General features: G+C 59.2%; 18 protein-coding genes. 11 read left to right on the top strand and 7 right to left on the bottom strand.

Translation table 11 applies throughout. The annotated features are described in order from the left end of the window. Positions 1-96: 96 nt before the first annotated feature. The 6 genes from ACYQ54_RS11585 (at position 97) to ACYQ54_RS11560 (ending at position 9,212) form a co-directional block, all read left to right on the top strand. On the top strand, positions 97-1,974 hold the full coding sequence (locus ACYQ54_RS11585; protein WP_460082316.1) for an adenylate/guanylate cyclase domain-containing protein: 1,878 nt from the start codon (positions 97-99) through the stop codon (positions 1,972-1,974). 301 nt (positions 1,975-2,275) lie between these two features. After that, positions 2,276-4,162: an ABC transporter ATP-binding protein gene (locus ACYQ54_RS11580; RefSeq protein WP_460082313.1), complete on the top strand. Its 1,887-nt coding sequence runs from the start codon at positions 2,276-2,278 to the stop codon at positions 4,160-4,162. Continuing rightward, positions 4,159-6,045, top strand: a complete 1,887-nt coding sequence (locus ACYQ54_RS11575; protein ID WP_460082311.1) for an ABC transporter substrate-binding protein — start codon at positions 4,159-4,161, stop codon at positions 6,043-6,045. The genes ACYQ54_RS11580 and ACYQ54_RS11575 overlap by 4 nt, the downstream gene beginning before the upstream one ends. Before the next feature lie 310 nt (positions 6,046-6,355). Then, positions 6,356-7,381: an ABC transporter permease gene (locus ACYQ54_RS11570; protein ID WP_460082309.1), complete on the top strand. Its 1,026-nt coding sequence runs from the start codon at positions 6,356-6,358 to the stop codon at positions 7,379-7,381. Beyond that, on the top strand, positions 7,378-8,556 hold the full coding sequence (locus ACYQ54_RS11565; RefSeq protein WP_460082306.1) for an ABC transporter permease: 1,179 nt from the start codon (positions 7,378-7,380) through the stop codon (positions 8,554-8,556). The genes ACYQ54_RS11570 and ACYQ54_RS11565 overlap by 4 nt, the downstream gene beginning before the upstream one ends. Before the next feature lie 62 nt (positions 8,557-8,618). Beyond that, the gene (locus tag ACYQ54_RS11560) at positions 8,619-9,212 is read left to right on the top strand and encodes a class I SAM-dependent methyltransferase (protein ID WP_460082303.1); all 594 of its coding nucleotides are present in this window, start codon (positions 8,619-8,621) and stop codon (positions 9,210-9,212) included. A 174-nt stretch (positions 9,213-9,386) separates the two neighbouring features. On the opposite strand, the gene ACYQ54_RS11555 is transcribed toward ACYQ54_RS11560, so the two are convergent. Further along, the gene (locus tag ACYQ54_RS11555) at positions 9,387-9,674 is read right to left on the bottom strand and encodes a DUF1330 domain-containing protein (RefSeq protein ID WP_460082301.1); all 288 of its coding nucleotides are present in this window, start codon (positions 9,672-9,674) and stop codon (positions 9,387-9,389) included. A 101-nt stretch (positions 9,675-9,775) separates the two neighbouring features. On the opposite strand from ACYQ54_RS11555, the gene ACYQ54_RS11550 reads away from it, so the two are divergent. Then, entirely contained in the window at positions 9,776-10,666 is an 891-nt protein-coding gene (locus ACYQ54_RS11550) for a LysR family transcriptional regulator (protein WP_460082300.1), read from the top strand. Positions 10,667-10,681: 15 nt separating this feature from the next. Here ACYQ54_RS11550 and ACYQ54_RS11545 read toward each other — a convergent pair whose 3' ends face one another. From ACYQ54_RS11545 to nthA, 4 genes are read right to left on the bottom strand one after another with little or no spacing between them, the layout of a single operon-like run. Beyond that, a complete protein-coding gene (locus tag ACYQ54_RS11545) occupies positions 10,682-11,134 on the bottom strand; it encodes a methyltransferase family protein (protein ID WP_460082298.1) in 453 nt (150 codons plus the stop codon). Positions 11,135-11,142: 8 nt separating this feature from the next. After that, positions 11,143-11,511: a nitrile hydratase accessory protein gene (locus ACYQ54_RS11540; protein ID WP_460082296.1), complete on the bottom strand. Its 369-nt coding sequence runs from the start codon at positions 11,509-11,511 to the stop codon at positions 11,143-11,145. Next, positions 11,495-12,157: a nitrile hydratase subunit beta gene (gene nthB / locus ACYQ54_RS11535; RefSeq protein ID WP_460082293.1), complete on the bottom strand. Its 663-nt coding sequence runs from the start codon at positions 12,155-12,157 to the stop codon at positions 11,495-11,497. Before nthB ends, ACYQ54_RS11540 begins: the two co-directional genes overlap by 17 nt. Beyond that, positions 12,154-12,795, bottom strand: coding sequence for a nitrile hydratase subunit alpha (gene nthA, locus ACYQ54_RS11530; RefSeq protein ID WP_460082291.1), 642 nt, complete (start codon positions 12,793-12,795; stop codon positions 12,154-12,156). Before nthA ends, nthB begins: the two co-directional genes overlap by 4 nt. 245 nt (positions 12,796-13,040) lie before the next feature. Between nthA and ACYQ54_RS11525 the strand changes: the two genes are divergently transcribed. From ACYQ54_RS11525 to ACYQ54_RS11515, 3 genes are all read left to right on the top strand, one after another. Beyond that, entirely contained in the window at positions 13,041-13,583 is a 543-nt protein-coding gene (locus ACYQ54_RS11525) for a VOC family protein (protein ID WP_460082289.1), read from the top strand. Positions 13,584-13,657: 74 nt separating this feature from the next. Beyond that, complete coding sequence (locus ACYQ54_RS11520; protein WP_460082286.1) at positions 13,658-15,268, top strand: FAD-dependent oxidoreductase; 1,611 nt, start codon at positions 13,658-13,660, stop codon at positions 15,266-15,268. Positions 15,269-15,271: 3 nt separating this feature from the next. After that, entirely contained in the window at positions 15,272-15,487 is a 216-nt protein-coding gene (locus ACYQ54_RS11515; protein ID WP_460082283.1) for a DUF2783 domain-containing protein, read from the top strand. Positions 15,488-15,681: 194 nt separating this feature from the next. On the opposite strand, the gene ACYQ54_RS11510 is transcribed toward ACYQ54_RS11515, so the two are convergent. Further along, positions 15,682-16,230, bottom strand: coding sequence for a GNAT family N-acetyltransferase (locus ACYQ54_RS11510; RefSeq protein ID WP_460082280.1), 549 nt, complete (start codon positions 16,228-16,230; stop codon positions 15,682-15,684). Positions 16,231-16,520: 290 nt separating this feature from the next. On the opposite strand from ACYQ54_RS11510, the gene ACYQ54_RS11505 reads away from it, so the two are divergent. After that, a complete protein-coding gene (locus ACYQ54_RS11505) occupies positions 16,521-17,039 on the top strand; it encodes a peptide-methionine (S)-S-oxide reductase (RefSeq protein ID WP_460082277.1) in 519 nt (172 codons plus the stop codon). Between the two features lie 33 nt (positions 17,040-17,072). Here the strand turns inward: ACYQ54_RS11505 and ACYQ54_RS11500 are convergent, their stop codons facing one another. Continuing rightward, the gene (locus tag ACYQ54_RS11500; protein ID WP_460082274.1) at positions 17,073-17,378 is read right to left on the bottom strand and encodes a DUF3088 domain-containing protein; all 306 of its coding nucleotides are present in this window, start codon (positions 17,376-17,378) and stop codon (positions 17,073-17,075) included. Positions 17,379-17,395 lie beyond the last annotated feature (17 nt).

The following is a 17,395-nucleotide window of genomic DNA, read 5'->3' as shown; positions in this document are numbered from 1 at the left end:
GGCAATCCTTTGCGGTGGAAAGTCGAAAGCCTGCCTTAATTTGACGGAAACCGTCATGCAGGTAAGCTGCCTGAGAGCAACAAGGGTTACCGCCCGATGAAAAAATCGAAACGCACCGGACGGCGCATCATGCTGCCCCTGACGACCATCGTCGGGCTCGGGTTCGGTGCGTTCGTTGCGGTCGCCATCGGGCTCGTGCTCGGCCTGTCTGTCTCTGCCAACTTCCGCAACACGTTTTCCCTGCTCAACGACAAGACAATCCTGAGCACCCAGGCGCTTGAAATGCAGTTGCGCACCCATTTTGTTTCGGTCGAAAATGCAATCATCGGCCTGAAACCCTACTTCGACGACGGCACGCTCGGCTTCGAGGACTCGGAAAGAACGCTGCAGGACCTGTCGATTGCTCTCAAATCCAATCACGACATCACCACACTGGTGGTGACGGCGAAGGATAGAAGCAAACTGGGGATCTACCGGGCGCCGAATGGCAAATTGTGGCGGATAGAAACCGACGCGCCGCCCCCCGGCATGAACATGCGTGACATGCCGCAACTGAGTGCGGACAGCCCGCCAACATGGGGGCCGCTCGTCAAGCACGAAGTGGGTCTCTTTGCGAATGTGTCAGTGCCGCTGGTGCGCGACGGCCAGGTTGCGGGCATGTTGACTGCCGCAACTTCGATGGAAGAACTCGCCCAGATCGTTTCCGCGCAGGACGAGGGAAGCGACAACACCGTCTTCATCATCGCGGATGGAGATCAGGTCATCCTGCATTCGGACGCAAACTGGCTTCAGACCGGCGGCAGTATCCAGGACAAGCTGCCGGGAACCTGGCAGACGATTGGCGATCCCGTGCTGGCGGCCATGGTGCATGAAGAGAAGCTGGACGAATTCAAGAAGGCTGCGGAACTTGGTATCGACGTCTCCATGGTCGACGCCAATGACGAAGAATACATTGTCATGAAGGCGCAGTTGGATGGGTTCAGCGACCGGCCCTGGACGGTCGGGCAATATTACTTGAGCGCCACGGTCTCACGCGAGCTTCGGCGTCTGGCAGGCTCCCTGTTCGTCGGTTTCGGTGCACTTGTGGTGTCGGTTCTGATTGCATTCTGGATGGGACGGCGGGTAGCCCGCCCGCTTCGGTATCTCGCGGTTCAGTCCAAGCGGATCGGAAGTCTGTCGCTCAACGAAGTCGAGCCCTTGCCGCGTAGCCGCGTTGCGGAGATCGATCAGGTGGCGCTGGCCTTCAATTCCATGGTCGAAGGCCTAAAGGCCATGAACACCTATGTGCCGCGATCACTGTTCATCAAGCTGATGCGGTTGGGAGGCGGCAATGCCGCGCAGGCACGCGGCGCGGAACTTACAATCCTCTTCACGGACATTGTCGGGTTTACCGCCCTGTCCGAACACCTGAGCGCGGAGGAAACCGCCAGCCTGCTCAACGATCATTTTGCCATCCTGGTCGAGGCCGTCGAAGGCGAAGGCGGCACGGTCGACAAGTTCCTAGGTGATGGCATGCTGGCCTTCTGGGGCGCTCCCGATGCGCGCCCGGACCATGCTGAAGCTGCTGTCAGAACCGCGCGCCGGATTGCGGCTGCCCTGCATCAGTCCAACCTGAAAGCGGTGTCCGAAGGTCGCCCGCCCATGGCCCTCAGGATCGGTATTCATACCGGACCGGCGGTTGTCGGAAATGTCGGCGCGCTCGATCGCTGGAACTACACTGTTGTTGGCGACACCGTGAATGCGGCCGAACGCCTGCAAACACTCGGTAAGGAAGTGCCTGAAAATCCGGAAGTCGTGATCCTGGCAAGTGCGGACACAGTTGCGCACCTGCCGGGTGAAACGCACCAGCGCCCGGTCGGAGCGCACCACCTGCGCGGCCGCAGCGGCCAAATGGAGGTCTATTGGCTCGATCCCTTCCCGCAAGCGGCGTCACTTCAAAGGCCCGCGGAACGGCCGGTGTCTGCTGCGGAGTGATTCCTTCACGTCATTCGCATGCCCGCCGCTTCATCGGCAAAGCTACCAGGTAGTCTTTTTCTCGTTCAGATAAACGCAGAAAAAGTGAATTCGAGCTCTCCCGACAAGTGCTGTTTAACATCCCAATGCTCCCGTTAATCGAACGTCGGGACCGGTCTGCTCTTGCAAACTGTGACGAACATCACAGTTTGGTTTCCTGAATCCTGCATTGCTATCCACTGGCGAATTTGGTTGTCTTTCAAATGCAATGAGGGCTTAGTAAGCCTCTGTCAGACAATCCTTGCCTGGGAGGAAATGCGCGGTGAATGTTCTCTCGATTGAGGGACTGACGGTTGATTTTAATACGGCGGAAGGTCAGGTCCGGGCGGTCGACGATGTGTCCTTTGTCGTGCCCGAAAACCGGACGGTTGCGCTGGTGGGCGAATCCGGGTCGGGCAAGACGGTCATATCGCAGACGATCATGGGTCTTCTGCCCCAGGCCGCATCCATTTCATCCGGGAAAGTGATCCTGGCAGATCCGACCGGCGCCGAGCCGCCTGTCGATATTGCGGCGCTGGAGCGCAAGGGACCGCAGATGCGGCACCTGCGCGGCAACAGGGTTGCGATCATCTTCCAGGAACCGATGACATCGCTCTCGCCGCTGCACACCATTGGCGATCAGATCGGCGAAGCCGCGCTTCTTCACCGCAACGTTTCGAGCTCCGAGGCCCGCGAACTCACCAAGACCATGCTGAGTCTGGTGCAGTTTCCCGATCCGGAGCGTGCGCTCGATACCTATCCGTTTGAGCTTTCCGGCGGTCTGCGCCAGCGTGCGATGATCGCCATGGCAATGATCTGCCGCCCCGCACTGCTGATCGCAGACGAACCGACCACCGCGCTGGACGTGACCATTCAGGCGGAAATCCTGAAACTCATTCGCGAAGTTCAGGCCGAGCTGCGCATGTCCGTTCTGATGATCACGCATGATTTCGGTGTGGTCGCCAACATGGCCGACGAAATCGCGGTGATCTATCACGGCCGCATCATGGAAAAGGGGACAGCGCAGCAGCTCTTCTCCGATCCCAGGCACGACTACCTGAAAGCGCTGCTCAACGCCGTTCCAAGCTTCCACATGGACCGTGACGAGCGGCTGGTGCCGATCCGACCCATCAAGGTTCGCTCGGAGCAACTGACGGCCAACCGGCCGCATTGCGACGTCAAGCCGGGTGACCCCTTGGTCGAAATGCGTAACGTCACCAAGCGGTTTACCCTGCGCAAGGGGTCTTTCCTTGGCGGCAAGGTCAAGACAATGACCGCGCTTGACGACATCAATCTGACAATCCGCCGTGGCGAGTGCCTCGGTCTCGTGGGAGAATCCGGTTCCGGCAAGACCACCGCCGCAAAGGCGATCCTGAGGGCAATCGGCATCGAGGGAGGGAGCGTCCTCTACAATCGCGGCAAGGGCCTTGAGGACATTTCCAAGCTCAAGGGTGCGGAGCTGATGGATTACCGTCGCCGTGTGCAGCTGATTTTCCAGGACCCGTTCTCGTCACTCAATCCACGCATGACCATCAACGACACGCTGATGGAGCCCCTGGAAGTGCACGGCATCGGCACACCCCAGGAGCGGGCGGAACGGGCACGCAATCTCATGAACTTGGTCGGGCTTGATCCGCGGTTTCTGCGCCGCTATCCGCATTCGTTTTCCGGTGGTCAGCGCCAGCGCATCGGAATTGCCAGGGCATTGGCCCTGAACCCGGAATTCCTTTTGTGCGACGAGCCGACCTCGGCGCTGGACGTCTCGGTGCAGGCGCAGATCCTGAACCTGCTTCAGGATCTCAAGCGCGACCTGAACCTGACCTATCTCTTTGTCAGTCATAACCTGGCTGTGGTCGACTATGTCGCCGACCGGATCGCGGTCATGTGCCGTGGTCGTCTGGTGGAGATGGGCGAAACGCGCACCGTCGTTGGAAATCCGCTCCACCCGTATACGAAAGCGCTGCTTTCGGCCGTACCCGAGCCGGATCTGTCAGCGCCGCTGGATTTTGCCGCCCTTGATGCCAACAGGGCATCGGAGCCGCAATCTTGGCCGGAACCTTTCCGATTGATCGATGGCCAGGAGCCGTTGCTGGTGGAAATGGAACCGGATCACTTTGTCTGCGCACCTGGCCTGAAGAATGCCGGGGCGCTTGAGGGGACTGCAGCATGAACTTTCTGAATTCAATGAGAGCCGGTCTTTTCCTGACCGCAGCTCTGGTGGCGGGGCCCCTGGCCGCGCTCGAGCTGAAGGAAACACCGGGCCTGGATCCATCTCTGCCACCGGTCGCCGAACGGGTCCCTTCCGAGCCGCTGATCGTGGACCTTGAAGCCATGGGCCGCACTGTCGGCACGCCAGGCGGCAAGATCGACACATTGATTGGCCGGGCCAAGGATGTCCGTCTGATCAACGTGTGGGGTTATGCCCGTCTTGTCGGCTACAACGAAAAACTGGAACTCGTTCCCGATATCCTGGCGAATGTCGATGTCGAGGACGGCCGCATTTTCACGCTTCACACGCGAGCCGGCCACAAATGGTCCGACGGTCATCCCTTCGGAGCCGAGGACTTCCGCTATTATTTCGAGGACATCGTCAGCAATGAAAGCCTGACTCCCTCCGGCCTGCCGCCCTTCCTGCTGGCCAACGGCAAGGGACCGAAGTTCGAGGTTCTGGACGAGACCACCGTCCGCTTTACCTGGGATTCCCCGAACCCGCTGTTCCTGCCGGAACTGGCAAAGTCCCGTCCGCCGTTCATCTATCGTCCGGCCCACTACCTGAAACAGTTCCACGAGAAATACGGCGATCCGGATGTCATCGCCAAGGAAGCTGAAAAGGTAAAGGCGCGGAATTGGGCGCCGCTGCACAACAAAAAAGACGACATGTACAACGCGCAGAATGTCGACATGCCGTCGCTGCAGCCCTGGGTGCGCCATCGGGACGACAGCGACCTGCGCTTTGTTCTGGAACGCAATCCCTACTATCACCGGGTGGACAGCACCGGTCAGCAGCTGCCTTATGTCGATGAAGTCATTATGACGGTTGCCGACGGCAAGCTGATCCCGGCCAAGGCACAGGCAGGCGAAAGCAACCTGCAGGCGCGCAACCTCAACTTTTCCGACATCACCGTTCTGAAGAAGGGCGAGAAGGACAACGGCTACGTGACCGCGCTCTGGTCCAACACGAAAGGGGCGGAAATCTCTATCCTGCCGAACCTGACAGTGAAGGACCCGGTCTGGCGCGAACTGATGCGCAACACGAAGTTCCGGCATGCGCTGTCGCTCGGGATCGACCGCAACCTGCTCAACCGGGTCCTGTTTTTTGGCCTGGGCACGCCGGGCAACGATACGGTTCTGGCGTCCAGCCCGCTTTACAAGGCCGAATTCACCACCAAATGGGCGGATTACGATCCGGACCAGGCAAACGCACTACTGGACGAAATCGGCCTGACCGAACGCAACGGGAAGGGAATCCGGTTGATGTCCGATGGCCGCCCGCTGGAAATCATTGTGGAGACCGCAGGTGAAGAACAGGTACAGGACGATGCCCTGGAACTGGTCAAGGAGATGTGGAAGGAGATCGGCGTCGATCTCTTTGCCAAGCCAAGCCAGCGCGACAACATGCGCGAACGCGCGATCACCGGTGACTTGCTGATGTCCGTCTGGTGGGGGTTCGAGAACGGTATCCCGACCTCCGAAATGCCGCCGGAAGACTATGCGCCGGTACGCGGCGACGCATTGGTCTGGCATAAATGGGGTGACTACTACGAAACCCAGGGTGAGGGCGGCGAGAAGCCCGACTGGGCGCCGGCCGAGCGCTTGATGGAACTCTATACCGCATGGTTGAGCTCCAGGACACCGGAAGAACGCACCGCTATCTGGGAAGAAATGCTCCAGATCCATGCCGATGAAACCATCCATATCGGTCTTGTTTCCGGGGTGCGGCAGCCGGTGGTGATCAAGGATGTCGAAAACGTACCGCTGGAAGGCATCTACGGTTGGGATCCGGGGGCTCATTTCGGAATTCACCGCATGGATGAATTCTACATCGCCAAATAAGCCCGACCGGCGTTCGGTCTTCCGGTCCGGCTGGTTCACAAAATCAGCCGGACCGGTTGATTTCATCAGTCAGGGCGTGATGTTGTCCGGAGCGGTCCAATGCCTGCCGGTCATCTCGGTCGGTCCGGGAAATCATCGGGACCGGACGCAACACAGGCGACGGGCCGATTTGATCCGGTCCGGTCCGCCAGACGTTTTCCCAGGGACTGACTCTTGCTTGAAAAACGTCATACTATCGAAATTGAAAATGACCTTAAGTGCAGAAATCAGGCCTGATCTGCGCAAAGTGCCGGGGCTGAGGGGAGTTTAGGTGCTCTATTATATTGTCCGACGAATTTTGATGATGGGTCCCACCTTGCTGGTGATCAGTTTGCTGACATTCTTCATCATCGAGCTGCCGTCCGGTGATTATATTTCCAACCAGATTGCTGCCCTGAAATCTTCCGGTGAAAGCTCGTCGGTCGCCAAGCTGGAGTTCCTGCGAAAGGAATTCTCCCTCGACAGACCTTTCATGGAACGCTACCTCGTCTGGGTCGGTCTCTGGCCGGGGCCTCACGGTTTTGACGGTCTGATCCAGGGGAACTGGGGGTGGTCATTCGAGTTCGACAAGCCGGTTGAGCAGGTCATTGGGCCGACACTGCCCCTGACCGTGGTTCTCAACTTCGCAACGATCCTGTTCGTTTACGTCGTTTCGTTCCCCATCGGCATTTTCTCCGCGACACGGCAATACTCCTGGGGGGACTACGGCTTCACCTTCCTGGGCTATTTCGGTCTGGCCACGCCCAATTTCCTGCTCGCGCTTATCCTGCTCTATTTCTTCAATCGCTGGTTCGGCCTGTCGGTCGGTGGCCTGATGGATCCGCAGTATATCGACCAGCCCTGGAGCTTCGACAAGGCGATGTCGGTGCTTGCGCATCTGATCGTGCCGACCATCGTGATCGGTACCTCCGGTACGGCGGCCATGATCAGGCGTCTGCGTGCCAACCTTCTTGACGAGCTGCACAAGCAATATGTCACCACCGGGCGGGCCAAGGGGCTAAAGGAAAACCAGCTTCTGGTGAAATATCCCCTGCGCATGGCCATCAACCCGTTTATCGCCGATATCGGAAACCTGATCCCCTCGCTCGTCTCCGGCTCGGTGATTGTGTCTGTCGTGATGAGCCTTCCGACTGTCGGCCCGGTTCTTGTGGCCGCGCTTCAATCCCAGGACCAGTTCCTCTCCGGATTCATTCTTCTCTTCGTTGCCGTTCTGACCCTGATCGGAATGCTGATCTCCGATCTTCTGCTGGCGGTGCTCGATCCGCGCATCCGCCTTGGCGGGAGGGCTTCCTCATGAGCATGGACGTGAAGAACACGCCGGTGCGCGAGGTTGAGCACTACGTCGATCCGACACCGTTCAACCCGGCTGTCACGGAGGAAATGACCGCCGAACAGGAACGTTTCTACCAGGCTTCCCAATGGAAGATCATGTGGTGGAAATTCAAGCGTCACAAGATCGCGGTCTGGTCGGGCGTGATCCTGATCCTGTTCTATATGTGCGTACCCTTTGCAGAGGTGATCGCACCTTATGGCGCCAACAATCGCGACAGCATGCATCTTTATGCACCGCCGCAGCCGATCCACCTGTTTCATGACGGCAAGTTGGTCGGCCCCTTCGTCTACGGCATGACCTCTGAAATCGACATGGAAACCCTGCAATGGGTGTTCAAGGACGATCCCAACAATGTCCAGCCACTCCGCTTCTTCTGCAGCGGTGCCAAGTATGAGTTCTGGGGGCTTTGGGAGGCATCCTTCCATCTTGTCTGTCCGGCGGAAGGCGGCACGATGTTCCTGTTCGGCACCGACCGTCTCGGCCGCGACCAGTTCTCGGGCCTTGTCTACGGGGCCCGGCTGTCGCTCACTGTCGGTCTGATCGGCGTCGCCATTTCGATCGTCCTCGGGCTCTTTTTCGGGGGTATTGCCGGTTATTTCGGTGGCTGGATCGACAGTATCATCCAGCGTGCCATCGAGATCCTGCGTTCGCTGCCCGAACTGCCGCTATGGATGGCGCTGTCCGCGGCGCTGCCTGTCACCTGGAGCCCGGTCTGGATCTATTTCGGCCTGACGATCATCCTGGGATTGCTCGACTGGCCGGGGCTTGCGCGCGCGGTGCGGTCCAAGCTGCTGTCCCTTCGGGAAGAGGAATATGCGAAGGCGGCCGTGCTGATGGGGGCCAAACCGCAGCGGGTGATCACGCGGCATCTGCTGCCCGGCTTCACCAGCCACATCATTGCCTCTGCAACCCTGTCGATTCCGTCCATGATACTTGGCGAAACGGCACTGTCCTACCTGAACCTCGGCCTGCGCCGGCCAGCCGTTTCCTGGGGTGTTCTTCTGAACGAGGCGCAGAATATTTCGGTGGTCACTGTCTACCCCTGGCTGATGGCTCCCGTGCTGCCGATCATCATCGTGGTATTGGCGTTCAATTTCCTGGGCGACGGTTTGCGCGACGCAGCAGATCCCTATAAGTGATGCATCTGAAATCTGAAGAACCGGCGGGCCGCACTGGCCCGCCTTGCTGTTAGGAAGTCACAATGTCGAAGAATGCCACCACCGCCGCAGGCTGGGACGAGGAATATGAAGCCGGTCGCTGGGCCTTCCTGCGCTCGCTGCCTGAAAGCGGCCGCTATGGCATCATCGGCATGTGGCTGAACCTGACCGGTTCGATGGACGAGGTTCTCGACATCGGCTGCGGCGAAGGCCTGCTTTATGAGCGCCTGCAACCCATGGGCGTAAAGCGCTACGTCGGCATGGATCTTTCCCCAGCCTCGCTGCAGATCGCCAATGTCGACCCGGCAATTGCCAGCCTGCGGGCAGGCGACATGCACACGTTCGAGGCACAGGACGGGGAAACTTTCTCGGCCATCGTCTTCAACGAGGTTCTGCACTTCGCTGAAGATCCGGCTGCTGTTGTTGCCCGCTACGTTCCGTTCCTGAAGGATAACGGTGTGATCGCGCTCTCCATGTATTCACCAAAAAAGCCGGAGTCGGGTGCCAACAAGCTGATCAACAAGCTCTGGGAAGCGACCGACGACGAGAGCAAGTGGGAAGTCCTCGACGACTACCGTCTCGTCTCCGACAAGAAAGGCGTCACCTGGCGCATGCGGCTGGTGAAGCCGGTACGGTAACGGCTGGCGACCCGGCAACCAACACGGAACATAACAAACGCACCCGCGCTTCCTCATCTTGAGGAAGCGCGGAGCGTTGTTTCGAAGGATAGGCCACTTGCTCCGGGAGCAGCTACCGATCCCTCGAGAATACCCGAAGATCCACCTCCGGAGGAGGGGGCTCCGAGGGGCGTTTCAACCCGGAAGCACGACAATCGTCGACTTGCCGCCCTTGTTCCGAAGCGCATGTACATCGGCAAGGTCCGGGTCGCGGTGCCAGGCTTTGGCAGCGTCCGGATTGGGGAACGACAGCAGGGCAATCATATTCGGTGCGTCGATGGCGGCTTCCAGAACCAGCGGTTCGGGATCCGCGGCAATGACGCTTCCGCCATGGCGGGCGAGAGCGTCTGCAGCTTTTTCGCGGTAGGCACCGAGTGCTTCCCGGTCTGTCACCGTTATCATGGCAAGGGCCTGAATGGACATCTCATAGTCTCCTTTGCTTGAGATGTCGAAACCCTATCGCAGCGTCGGGGTGCGAAAAATTCTTCAAATTTGGAATCAAACTGTGCAAAAATGCGCAGGCCATGTATAGCTGGGATGATCTCAAATTCGTGCTCGCCATCGCCAATGCCGGCAGCCTGACAAAGGCCGCCCGCAGCCTTGGTGTAACGCATTCCACAGTGTCGCGGAGGCTGTCGGCTCTGGAAGAGGAGATCGGCACCCGTCTGTTCGACCGTCTTCCCGAAGGGTTCACGCCGACCACGGCCGGTGAAGAGGCCGTGGAGGCAGCACGCCGGATGGAAATGGAGGTGCTTGCGCTGGATATGCGCATTGCCTCCAAGGATGCGGAGCTGGAAGGCCCGCTGCGCGTAACGGCGGCGCAACTCATTTTCCAGGTGCAGCTGGCGGAAATCGTCGCCCGTTTCAAGGAACGGCACCCGGGCATCGACGTCACCATGAATGCGGCCAACGAAATCCTGAGCCTGCACCGGCGCGAAGCCGATATCGCGGTGCGTGTCACCGACAAGCCCGATGAAAGCCTGTTCGGTCGTCTTGCCACCGGACAGAACCGCTGTTTTTACGTTTCACGAGACTTTGCCCGCCGGTTTCGGGAAGCCGCGCTCGAAACGGCGACATCGCAGGCTGTGCCGTTCATCGCCTTCAAATGGTGGGGCAACAAGGTGCCGAAAGAAATGCGCGACCGCTACCCCAATGGCGAGGTCGCAACCGTCACCGACGACATGATCACCATGCACGCGGCTGTCCGGGCCGGCATGGGCATAGGCCGTTTGCCCTGCTTCCTGGGAGATCCGGACCCGGAGCTGATCCGCCTGCCGGGTGTAGAGCCGACCCGTTACTTCGATATCTGGATCCTGACCCATCCGGACCTGAAGAACGTCGCCAGGGTAAGGACGTTCCTTCGCTTCGCCGCCGATGCCTTCAAGGAAAAAAGCGGCCTTTATCTCGGCAATTGAGCCTGGTCAGCAGGATCAGATCCAGCGGTGAACGCGCGCCTGATAGTCGAGGTACTCCTGCCCGAACAGACGGGTCAGATGCTCCTCCTCCGGCTTGATCTGGAATTCGGTGAGGAACCAGACGAAGCCCGGCACGACGGCGAAGATCGAGGCTGTGCCGAGATAGATACCGAACGCAAGCAGCAGCAGAACGTCTGCGACATACATCGGATTGCGCGAAACCCTATAAAAACCGCTGGTGACCAGCCTGTTGGCTTTTTGCGGTGTCGTCGGATTGAAAGTTGTCTTCGCTTTGACGAACCGAAACAGCGCATGTCCACCAATCGTCAGTCCGGCAATCAGCAACAGCACAGCGAGCGCAGCCTGTCCGGGAAAGGTGACGGACAGTGCCGGAACCTGTTTGGCTCCTGCATAGAGCAGCAGAAGCCCGATACCGACGACGACCGGCGGTGGCAGCAACAGGCGCATGATTCCTCTCAGGAATTCTGAAGAACGATTGGCTCGCCGTGCGGGGTGGCCCTGGCGGCGGCGTCCCAGGCCTTGCGCAGGTCTGCAAGCTGTCCGACAGTGGCAACGTTCTTGGCTGTAAGCAGTCTTTCGAAGGCCGCCAGCCAGCGGTCGTAATAGCTTTCCGTCTCGCCGCTGCCGTCGCCGTCCCCGTCCCCGTCCCTGGCAAGCTCGGCTCCCAGGGTCTCAGCCCATTCGCTCCAGGTAAACACACCGGCTTCATGCGCTTTCACCGTCATTGCGAATATCCTGGCTTCCCAGGGAGCACTGAATACCGGTCCGCCGTCCTTGTCGAGCGGCAGGCGCGGCGTGGACAGAAACTTATCGGGCAAGGTCAAGATAGGGCTCCCAGAGATCGATGCGCAGGGAAAGCTTGGGATCGCTGTCCGGTCCCCAGATGTCAGTGCCCTTGAAAAGGACGCCGTAAAGCCAGGCAGGCTGTTCGCCTTTGCCATGGGCGTTGGTATCCGGAAACACATGAACACCGTGAATGGCTTCGATAGTGCCCTCGGCATCGCGCGCATAGCGGGGCAAGCGCGTGTGACGCTCAGGGTTCATGCGCCGAGTGTGAACCCGGTCTCCGATGCGAAAACGGGCCGGCTGATGCTCCTCACGGTCGACCGGGGCTCCCTTGGCCAGGACCCCGGCAACGGCATCCGCCAAGAGCACGCGCTTGACCGGCTTGGCGGCTTCAAGCATCCGGCCTTCCTTCAGTTCCTCTTCCGTGACCAGGCCGTTGGAGAGCACAAGTTTTTCAAGCCCCCTGGTCCAGATCTCGTAATAGCTGGAGGTCAGGTAGGTAACTTGCGGCAAGGATTCGCGGGCAAAGCGCGAGGCATCCAGTGTCCAGGAGCCGGTTGCGCCCATGGCCAAAGTCACGGCAAAGGCGCGCTCTTCCCATTTGGCATGGAAGTTGGGTTCGTTTTCTTCCAGTTCGATGGGGCCGAAGCCCATCTGTCCGCCAAGGTCCTGGGCGCCATTCATGCTGCGTCCTCCAGATCGGAAGGATCGCGCGCGAGCCCGGTGCCGATCATGCTGTTGCGGGTAACGAGATCGGCCAAACGTTCCTCGCTCCACCCCTGCGTTCCTGCGGGGCGTTGGGGGATCACGAGATAGCGGATTTCGGCTGTCGAGTCCCAGACGCGGATTTCGGTGCCTTCGGGCAGTTTCACGCCGAACTCATCCAGAACACCGCGGGGGTCGCGCACGGCTCTGGAACGATAGGGTGCGGATTTGTACCACACAGGCGGCAGGCCCAGCACTGTCCACGGGTAACAGGAGCATAGCGTGCAGACCACCATGTTGTGGATCTGATCGGTGTTCTCGACCGCCACCATGTGCTCGCCCTGCCGGCCGGTGAAACCGAATTCGGCAATCGCGGCCGTCGCATCTTTAAGCAATCGTTCCCGGTAGTCCGGGTCGGTCCAGGCCCTGGCAACCACGCAGGCCCCGTTCTTCGGGCCGATCTTGGTTTCGTAGGTCTCGATCAGTTCGTCCAGGGCAGGGGGATCGACATAGCCCTTTTCCGTCAACAGTGTTTCCAGCGCGCGCACACGCAGCTCGATCTCGCTCAGTTCGGAATGGTCGTGATCGTGGGAATGATCGTGGTCGTGAGCGGACATGAACAGCTCCTGATGTCGCGGGTGTCTCATATGAGAACGCGCCCTGCGCACTGTCAATTCAAACACGGATTGGTGGGCTGGAATTCTGGATCACCTGTGAATTCGAAGCCCTGCCTCCCGCACAAGGACCACGACTTCCGGAAAGCTGAAATTAGTTACGAATGTAACCAATTTGACTTAGATCAAGGCGCGTTGGTTGGGCGTCTATATGGTTACATATGTAACTAATTTGGAGGAGCGGTCCCATGAAGATCGAGCAGATGCATCACGTCGCCTATCGTTGTAAGGACGCCAAGGAAACCGTGGAATGGTACGGCAAGATGCTGAACATGGATTTTGTTCTGGCAATCGCCGAAGATCATGTGCCCTCCACCCACGATCCCGACCCCTACATGCATGTCTTCCTGGATGCAGGAAACGGCAACGTTCTGGCGTTTTTCGAACTGCCGACCAAGCCCGAAATGGGTTTTGACCCGAACACGCCGCGCTGGGTGCAGCATATCGCCTTCAAGGTGAAGGACCGGGATGAGCTGATCGCCTTCAGGGACCACCTGGAAAAGAATGGCGTCGAGGTTCTGGGCGTCACCGACCATTCGATCTTTCATTCGATCTATTTCTTCGACCCGAATGGCCACCGCGTCGAGCTGGCCTGTCCGGATCCGGAAGAAGACCAGCTTCTGGCCCGTCTGGACGAGGTCAAGTGGCAGATGCTCGAGGAATGGTCGAAGACCAAACGCGCACCGAAACACGCCGAATGGCTGCACGCAAAAGAGCTGGCCCATGTGTGAGGAAGACACATGCCGCCACTGCGGAAAATGCCGTTCGATTGATGCCGCATTGGCGGATCTGGGAGGAGAGCCCGATGTTTCAGACCTATCAATATCCGCAATACAGCTACCGGCAATCGGAGGAGCAGCAGGCCGGTACGGTCAAGCGCCACAAGGTAGTGGTGATCGGAGCTGGTCCGATCGGGCTGACAGCCGCGCTTGATTTTGCCCAGCGGGGCATTCCGACCGTCGTTCTGGACGACAACAACACCGTTTCCATCGGCTCCCGCGCGGTCTGTTATGCCAAGCGCCCGCTGGAGATCTGGGACAGGCTCGGCTGCGCCACGCGCATGATCGACAAGGGCATCGAGTGGAAGATCGGCAAGGTCTTCTTCCGCGACGACCTTGCCTACACCTTCGACCTTCTGCCCGAAGACGGACACAAGATCCCGGCCTTCATCAACCTCCAGCAATATTACCTGGAGGAATACATGGTGGAAGAGGCGGAGAAATCGAACCTCATTGACCTGCGCTGGAAGCACAAGCTCCTGAACCTGCAACAGGGTGACGACCACGCGGTTCTAACCGTCGAGACACCGGACGGTGTCTTCAAGATGGAAGCCGACTGGGTGGTTGCCTGCGACGGAGCCAACTCCGACACGCGCAAGATGGTCGGTGCCGGTTTTTCCGGCCAGTTCTTCCAGGACCGGTTCCTGATTGCCGATATCATCATGAAGGCGGATTTCCCGACCGAACGCTGGTTCTGGTTCGATCCACCGTTCCACCGCGGCCAGTCGGCCCTTCTGCACAAGCAGTGCGATGATGTCTGGCGGCTGGATTTCCAGCTCGGCTGGGAGGCGGATCCGGAAGAGGAGAAGAAGCCGGAAAACATCATTCCGCGCGTCAAGGCCATGCTCGGCGAAGACAAGGAGTTCGAGCTCGAATGGGCCTCGGTCTATCAGTTTGCTTGCCGCCGGATCGACAAGTTCCGCTATGGCCGGGTGCTGTTTGCAGGCGATGCCGCCCATCAGGTGTCACCCTTTGGTGCGCGCGGTGCAAATACCGGTGTGCAGGACATCGACAATCTGGGCTGGAAGCTGAAACTGGTGCTGGACGGCAACGCACCCGAAAGCCTGATTGACAGCTACCACACGGAGCGAGCCTTTGCGGCAGACGACAATCTCTTGAATTCGACCCGGTCCACCGACTTCATCACACCGAAAAGCGAAGCCTCCCGGAGGTTCCGCGATGCCGTCCTGGATCTGTCCGAAGTCACCGATTTTGCCAAGCCGTTGGTGAATTCCGGACGTCTGTCGGCCCCGACACCTTATGTGGAAAGCCCGCTCAATACGGCGGACGAATCCAGTTTCGCCGGAAAAATGACCCCAGGTACCTGTTGTGCCGACGCACCGGTAAGTGTGAACGGTGAGGCAGCCTGGTTCCTCAACCAGATCGGCGACGGGTTCACCCTGCTTGTCTTCGGCGATGAAGCTGCGACGGATGTAACTGCCGGCAACGTCAAGGCCCGTGTGCTGCGTGTCGGCAAGGACATTCAGGACAAGGACGGCACACTTTCCGCCCGTTATGACGCTGCCCCCGGCACGGTTTACCTGATCCGCCCGGATCAGCATGTTGCCGCCCGCTGGCGCTATTTCAACGACAACAAGGTGGAAACCGCCTTGAAAACCGCGATGGGAGGCGCATGAGCCATGCCCTTGAACCTGACACGCAATCTGCCGGATCCGGACGGTTTTTATGAGTATCTGGTTTCCAGCCAGCGCCATATGAGCGATGAGGACGCCAACTGCATGAATGCCCGGCTGATCCTGATCCTTGCGAACCAGATCGGTGATCTTAAGGTCCTGAAGGCTGCCATCGACTTCGCGGCCAATCCGAAGGCGGCGGAGAAAAAGGACGCGGCCTAAGATGGCGGGATGAACCGCTTGGTTCGCTCCGACTTCAAGCGTAGTAGCTTGTCATCCCAGCGCAGGCCGGGATCCCGTCACCTGCTGAGCTCGCCGCGAATTTCGGACGAGGATTGCGAATACCGGGTCCCGGTCTTGCCGCTTGTGCGGCAAACCGGGACGACAAGGAAAAGACCCGAAGCAATTGCCTCTCATCAAACCCTGAGCCGCGCCATCGCGTAAGCATCGACAAATGCTCCGGACCGGAAGGCAAAGTCTCGCAGGGTGCCCTCTATTTCGAAACCCAGCTTCTGATAGAGCCAGACTGCTGGGGCGTTGTCGGCGAAGACCGTCAGTTCCAGCCGGCGGATGTTCATCCAGTTGTCGGCAATCTCGATCAGTTCACCCAGCATCGCCCGGCCGATCCCGCGTCCGGTATAGTCGTCATGGACCCCCATACCCAGACTGGCTGCATGGCCGCGCCGGCCGGCAAAACGGGCAATCCCCGCACTTGCGACCAGGTTCCCATCAAGGATGCCGACGAGTGAAACCTTGTCCGGTGAGGACTGGCTCACCCGCGCCTCGACGTCCTTGCGCCGTGGATAGGGCAGGCGCAAGGTGCCCGCCCGAAACTTCGGCAGGCCCTGAAGGATGGTCAATCCGTCCACATCCTCCGGTCTTTCGGCACGAATGATCAGGCCTTCTGGCCAGTTGTCGGCCATGGATACCGGCACAAACTCTGGTGGGATGTCTGAATTGCTCATGTTGCTCTCATTGATGCGATCGAGAGAGCAGGCATCTGGCAAAACCCTGCTTCTCGAAGCAGGGTTGCGATGTGATCCGGCTAGAATTCAGCCAATAGCGATCCCTTCGCGTCCCCTGCGGGAACGACGATATGCACCATGGTTAGATGTAGGGTCGCGCGATAGATCATGCCTCACAATCTTCTGTTGTGCGTCTCCTGTCAATTGACGGCATAAGATCTCGTCTGGGGGAATCTCCGCCAAGCCATTTTGCAATCGAAACGCCTGACGGCACACTGGGAGCATCGATCATGACATTGGAGGCCGAGGTGAAAATCGGACTGGGCGGTGGATGCCATTGGTGCACCGAAGCCGTCTTTCAGGCAATTGCGGGCATTTCGAACGTGGAACAGGGCTTCATCCGCTCCGATCCGCCTGAAGACGCCTGGTCCGAGGCGGTGGTTGTCACCTTTGATCCGGTGGCACTGCCGCCGGACGTCCTGCTCGAGATCCATCTGCGCACCCATTCCAGCACGTCGCGCCACAAGATGCGCGGCAAGTACCGCAGTGCGGTCTATGTCTATGACGCAGGGACGGGAGTGAAGGTCGGTCGCATTCTGCGCGCCCTGCAGCACGAATTCGACGAACCGCTTGTCACCAGTGTGATGACGCTTGCCGAATTCAAGCCGTCGGATGAGCAGTTCCGGAACTATTACGCCAAGGGCCCGGAGCGTCCGTTTTGCAAGACCTATATCGACCCGAAACTCGCGCTGTTGCGCAAGCAATATGCCGCCGTCCTGAAGCCTGAAAGACTGGAAGCTGCGGAATAGACGAAGACGGTAAATTGGTCTGATGTTTGCCTGTCAGGGATGAGGATGGGGAAAGCCGTGGCGCTCGGTAAGGGCGGTGAGGATCGCGTCCTTGTCGTTGATGAAGCCGCCTTCGGCGAGCACCAGCACAGGCAGGGATTGATTGTCTTCCCCCAGCAAGTCTGCAACTTCCCTGCGCGGTTTCGGCCAGGCAATGCGGCGAACGTCAAGCCGGTGTGCAAGCTCCGGAAACGAGGCAAGTACGCCTTCCATCAGCGCACAATGCCAGCAGTAGAAGGACTTGCCCGGATAGGCGGGATCCTCGAAGCCGGGGGAAAGAATGTAGAGCGTGTCTTTCATGCCTTGATCGCATTGCT

The organism is Roseibium sp. LAB1, assembly GCF_054658235.1.
The sequence above is the reverse complement of the archived record's forward strand: the minus strand, read 5'-3'. Positions and strand labels throughout refer to the sequence as shown.

Bases quoted from the DNA above. Each gene is read 5' to 3' on its own strand.
- ACYQ54_RS11510 (WP_460082280.1), bottom strand. From the start codon at position 16,230: ATGAGCAATTCAGACATCCCACCAGAGTTTGTGCCGGTATCCATGGCC.
- nthB (WP_460082293.1), bottom strand. From the start codon at position 12,157: ATGAATGGCGCCCAGGACCTTGGCGGACAGATGGGCTTCGGCCCCATC.
- ACYQ54_RS11525 (WP_460082289.1), top strand. From the start codon at position 13,041: ATGAAGATCGAGCAGATGCATCACGTCGCCTATCGTTGTAAGGACGCC.
- ACYQ54_RS11500 (WP_460082274.1), bottom strand. From the start codon at position 17,378: ATGAAAGACACGCTCTACATTCTTTCCCCCGGCTTCGAGGATCCCGCC.
- ACYQ54_RS11555 (WP_460082301.1), bottom strand. From the start codon at position 9,674: ATGTCCATTCAGGCCCTTGCCATGATAACGGTGACAGACCGGGAAGCA.
- ACYQ54_RS11575 (WP_460082311.1), top strand. From the start codon at position 4,159: ATGAACTTTCTGAATTCAATGAGAGCCGGTCTTTTCCTGACCGCAGCT.
- ACYQ54_RS11545 (WP_460082298.1), bottom strand. From the start codon at position 11,134: ATGCGCCTGTTGCTGCCACCGCCGGTCGTCGTCGGTATCGGGCTTCTG.
- ACYQ54_RS11520 (WP_460082286.1), top strand. From the start codon at position 13,658: ATGTTTCAGACCTATCAATATCCGCAATACAGCTACCGGCAATCGGAG.
- ACYQ54_RS11515 (WP_460082283.1), top strand. From the start codon at position 15,272: ATGCCCTTGAACCTGACACGCAATCTGCCGGATCCGGACGGTTTTTAT.
- ACYQ54_RS11565 (WP_460082306.1), top strand. From the start codon at position 7,378: ATGAGCATGGACGTGAAGAACACGCCGGTGCGCGAGGTTGAGCACTAC.
- ACYQ54_RS11505 (WP_460082277.1), top strand. From the start codon at position 16,521: ATGACATTGGAGGCCGAGGTGAAAATCGGACTGGGCGGTGGATGCCAT.
- ACYQ54_RS11560 (WP_460082303.1), top strand. From the start codon at position 8,619: ATGTCGAAGAATGCCACCACCGCCGCAGGCTGGGACGAGGAATATGAA.
- ACYQ54_RS11585 (WP_460082316.1), top strand. From the start codon at position 97: ATGAAAAAATCGAAACGCACCGGACGGCGCATCATGCTGCCCCTGACG.
- ACYQ54_RS11550 (WP_460082300.1), top strand. From the start codon at position 9,776: ATGTATAGCTGGGATGATCTCAAATTCGTGCTCGCCATCGCCAATGCC.
- nthA (WP_460082291.1), bottom strand. From the start codon at position 12,795: ATGTCCGCTCACGACCACGATCATTCCCACGATCACGACCATTCCGAA.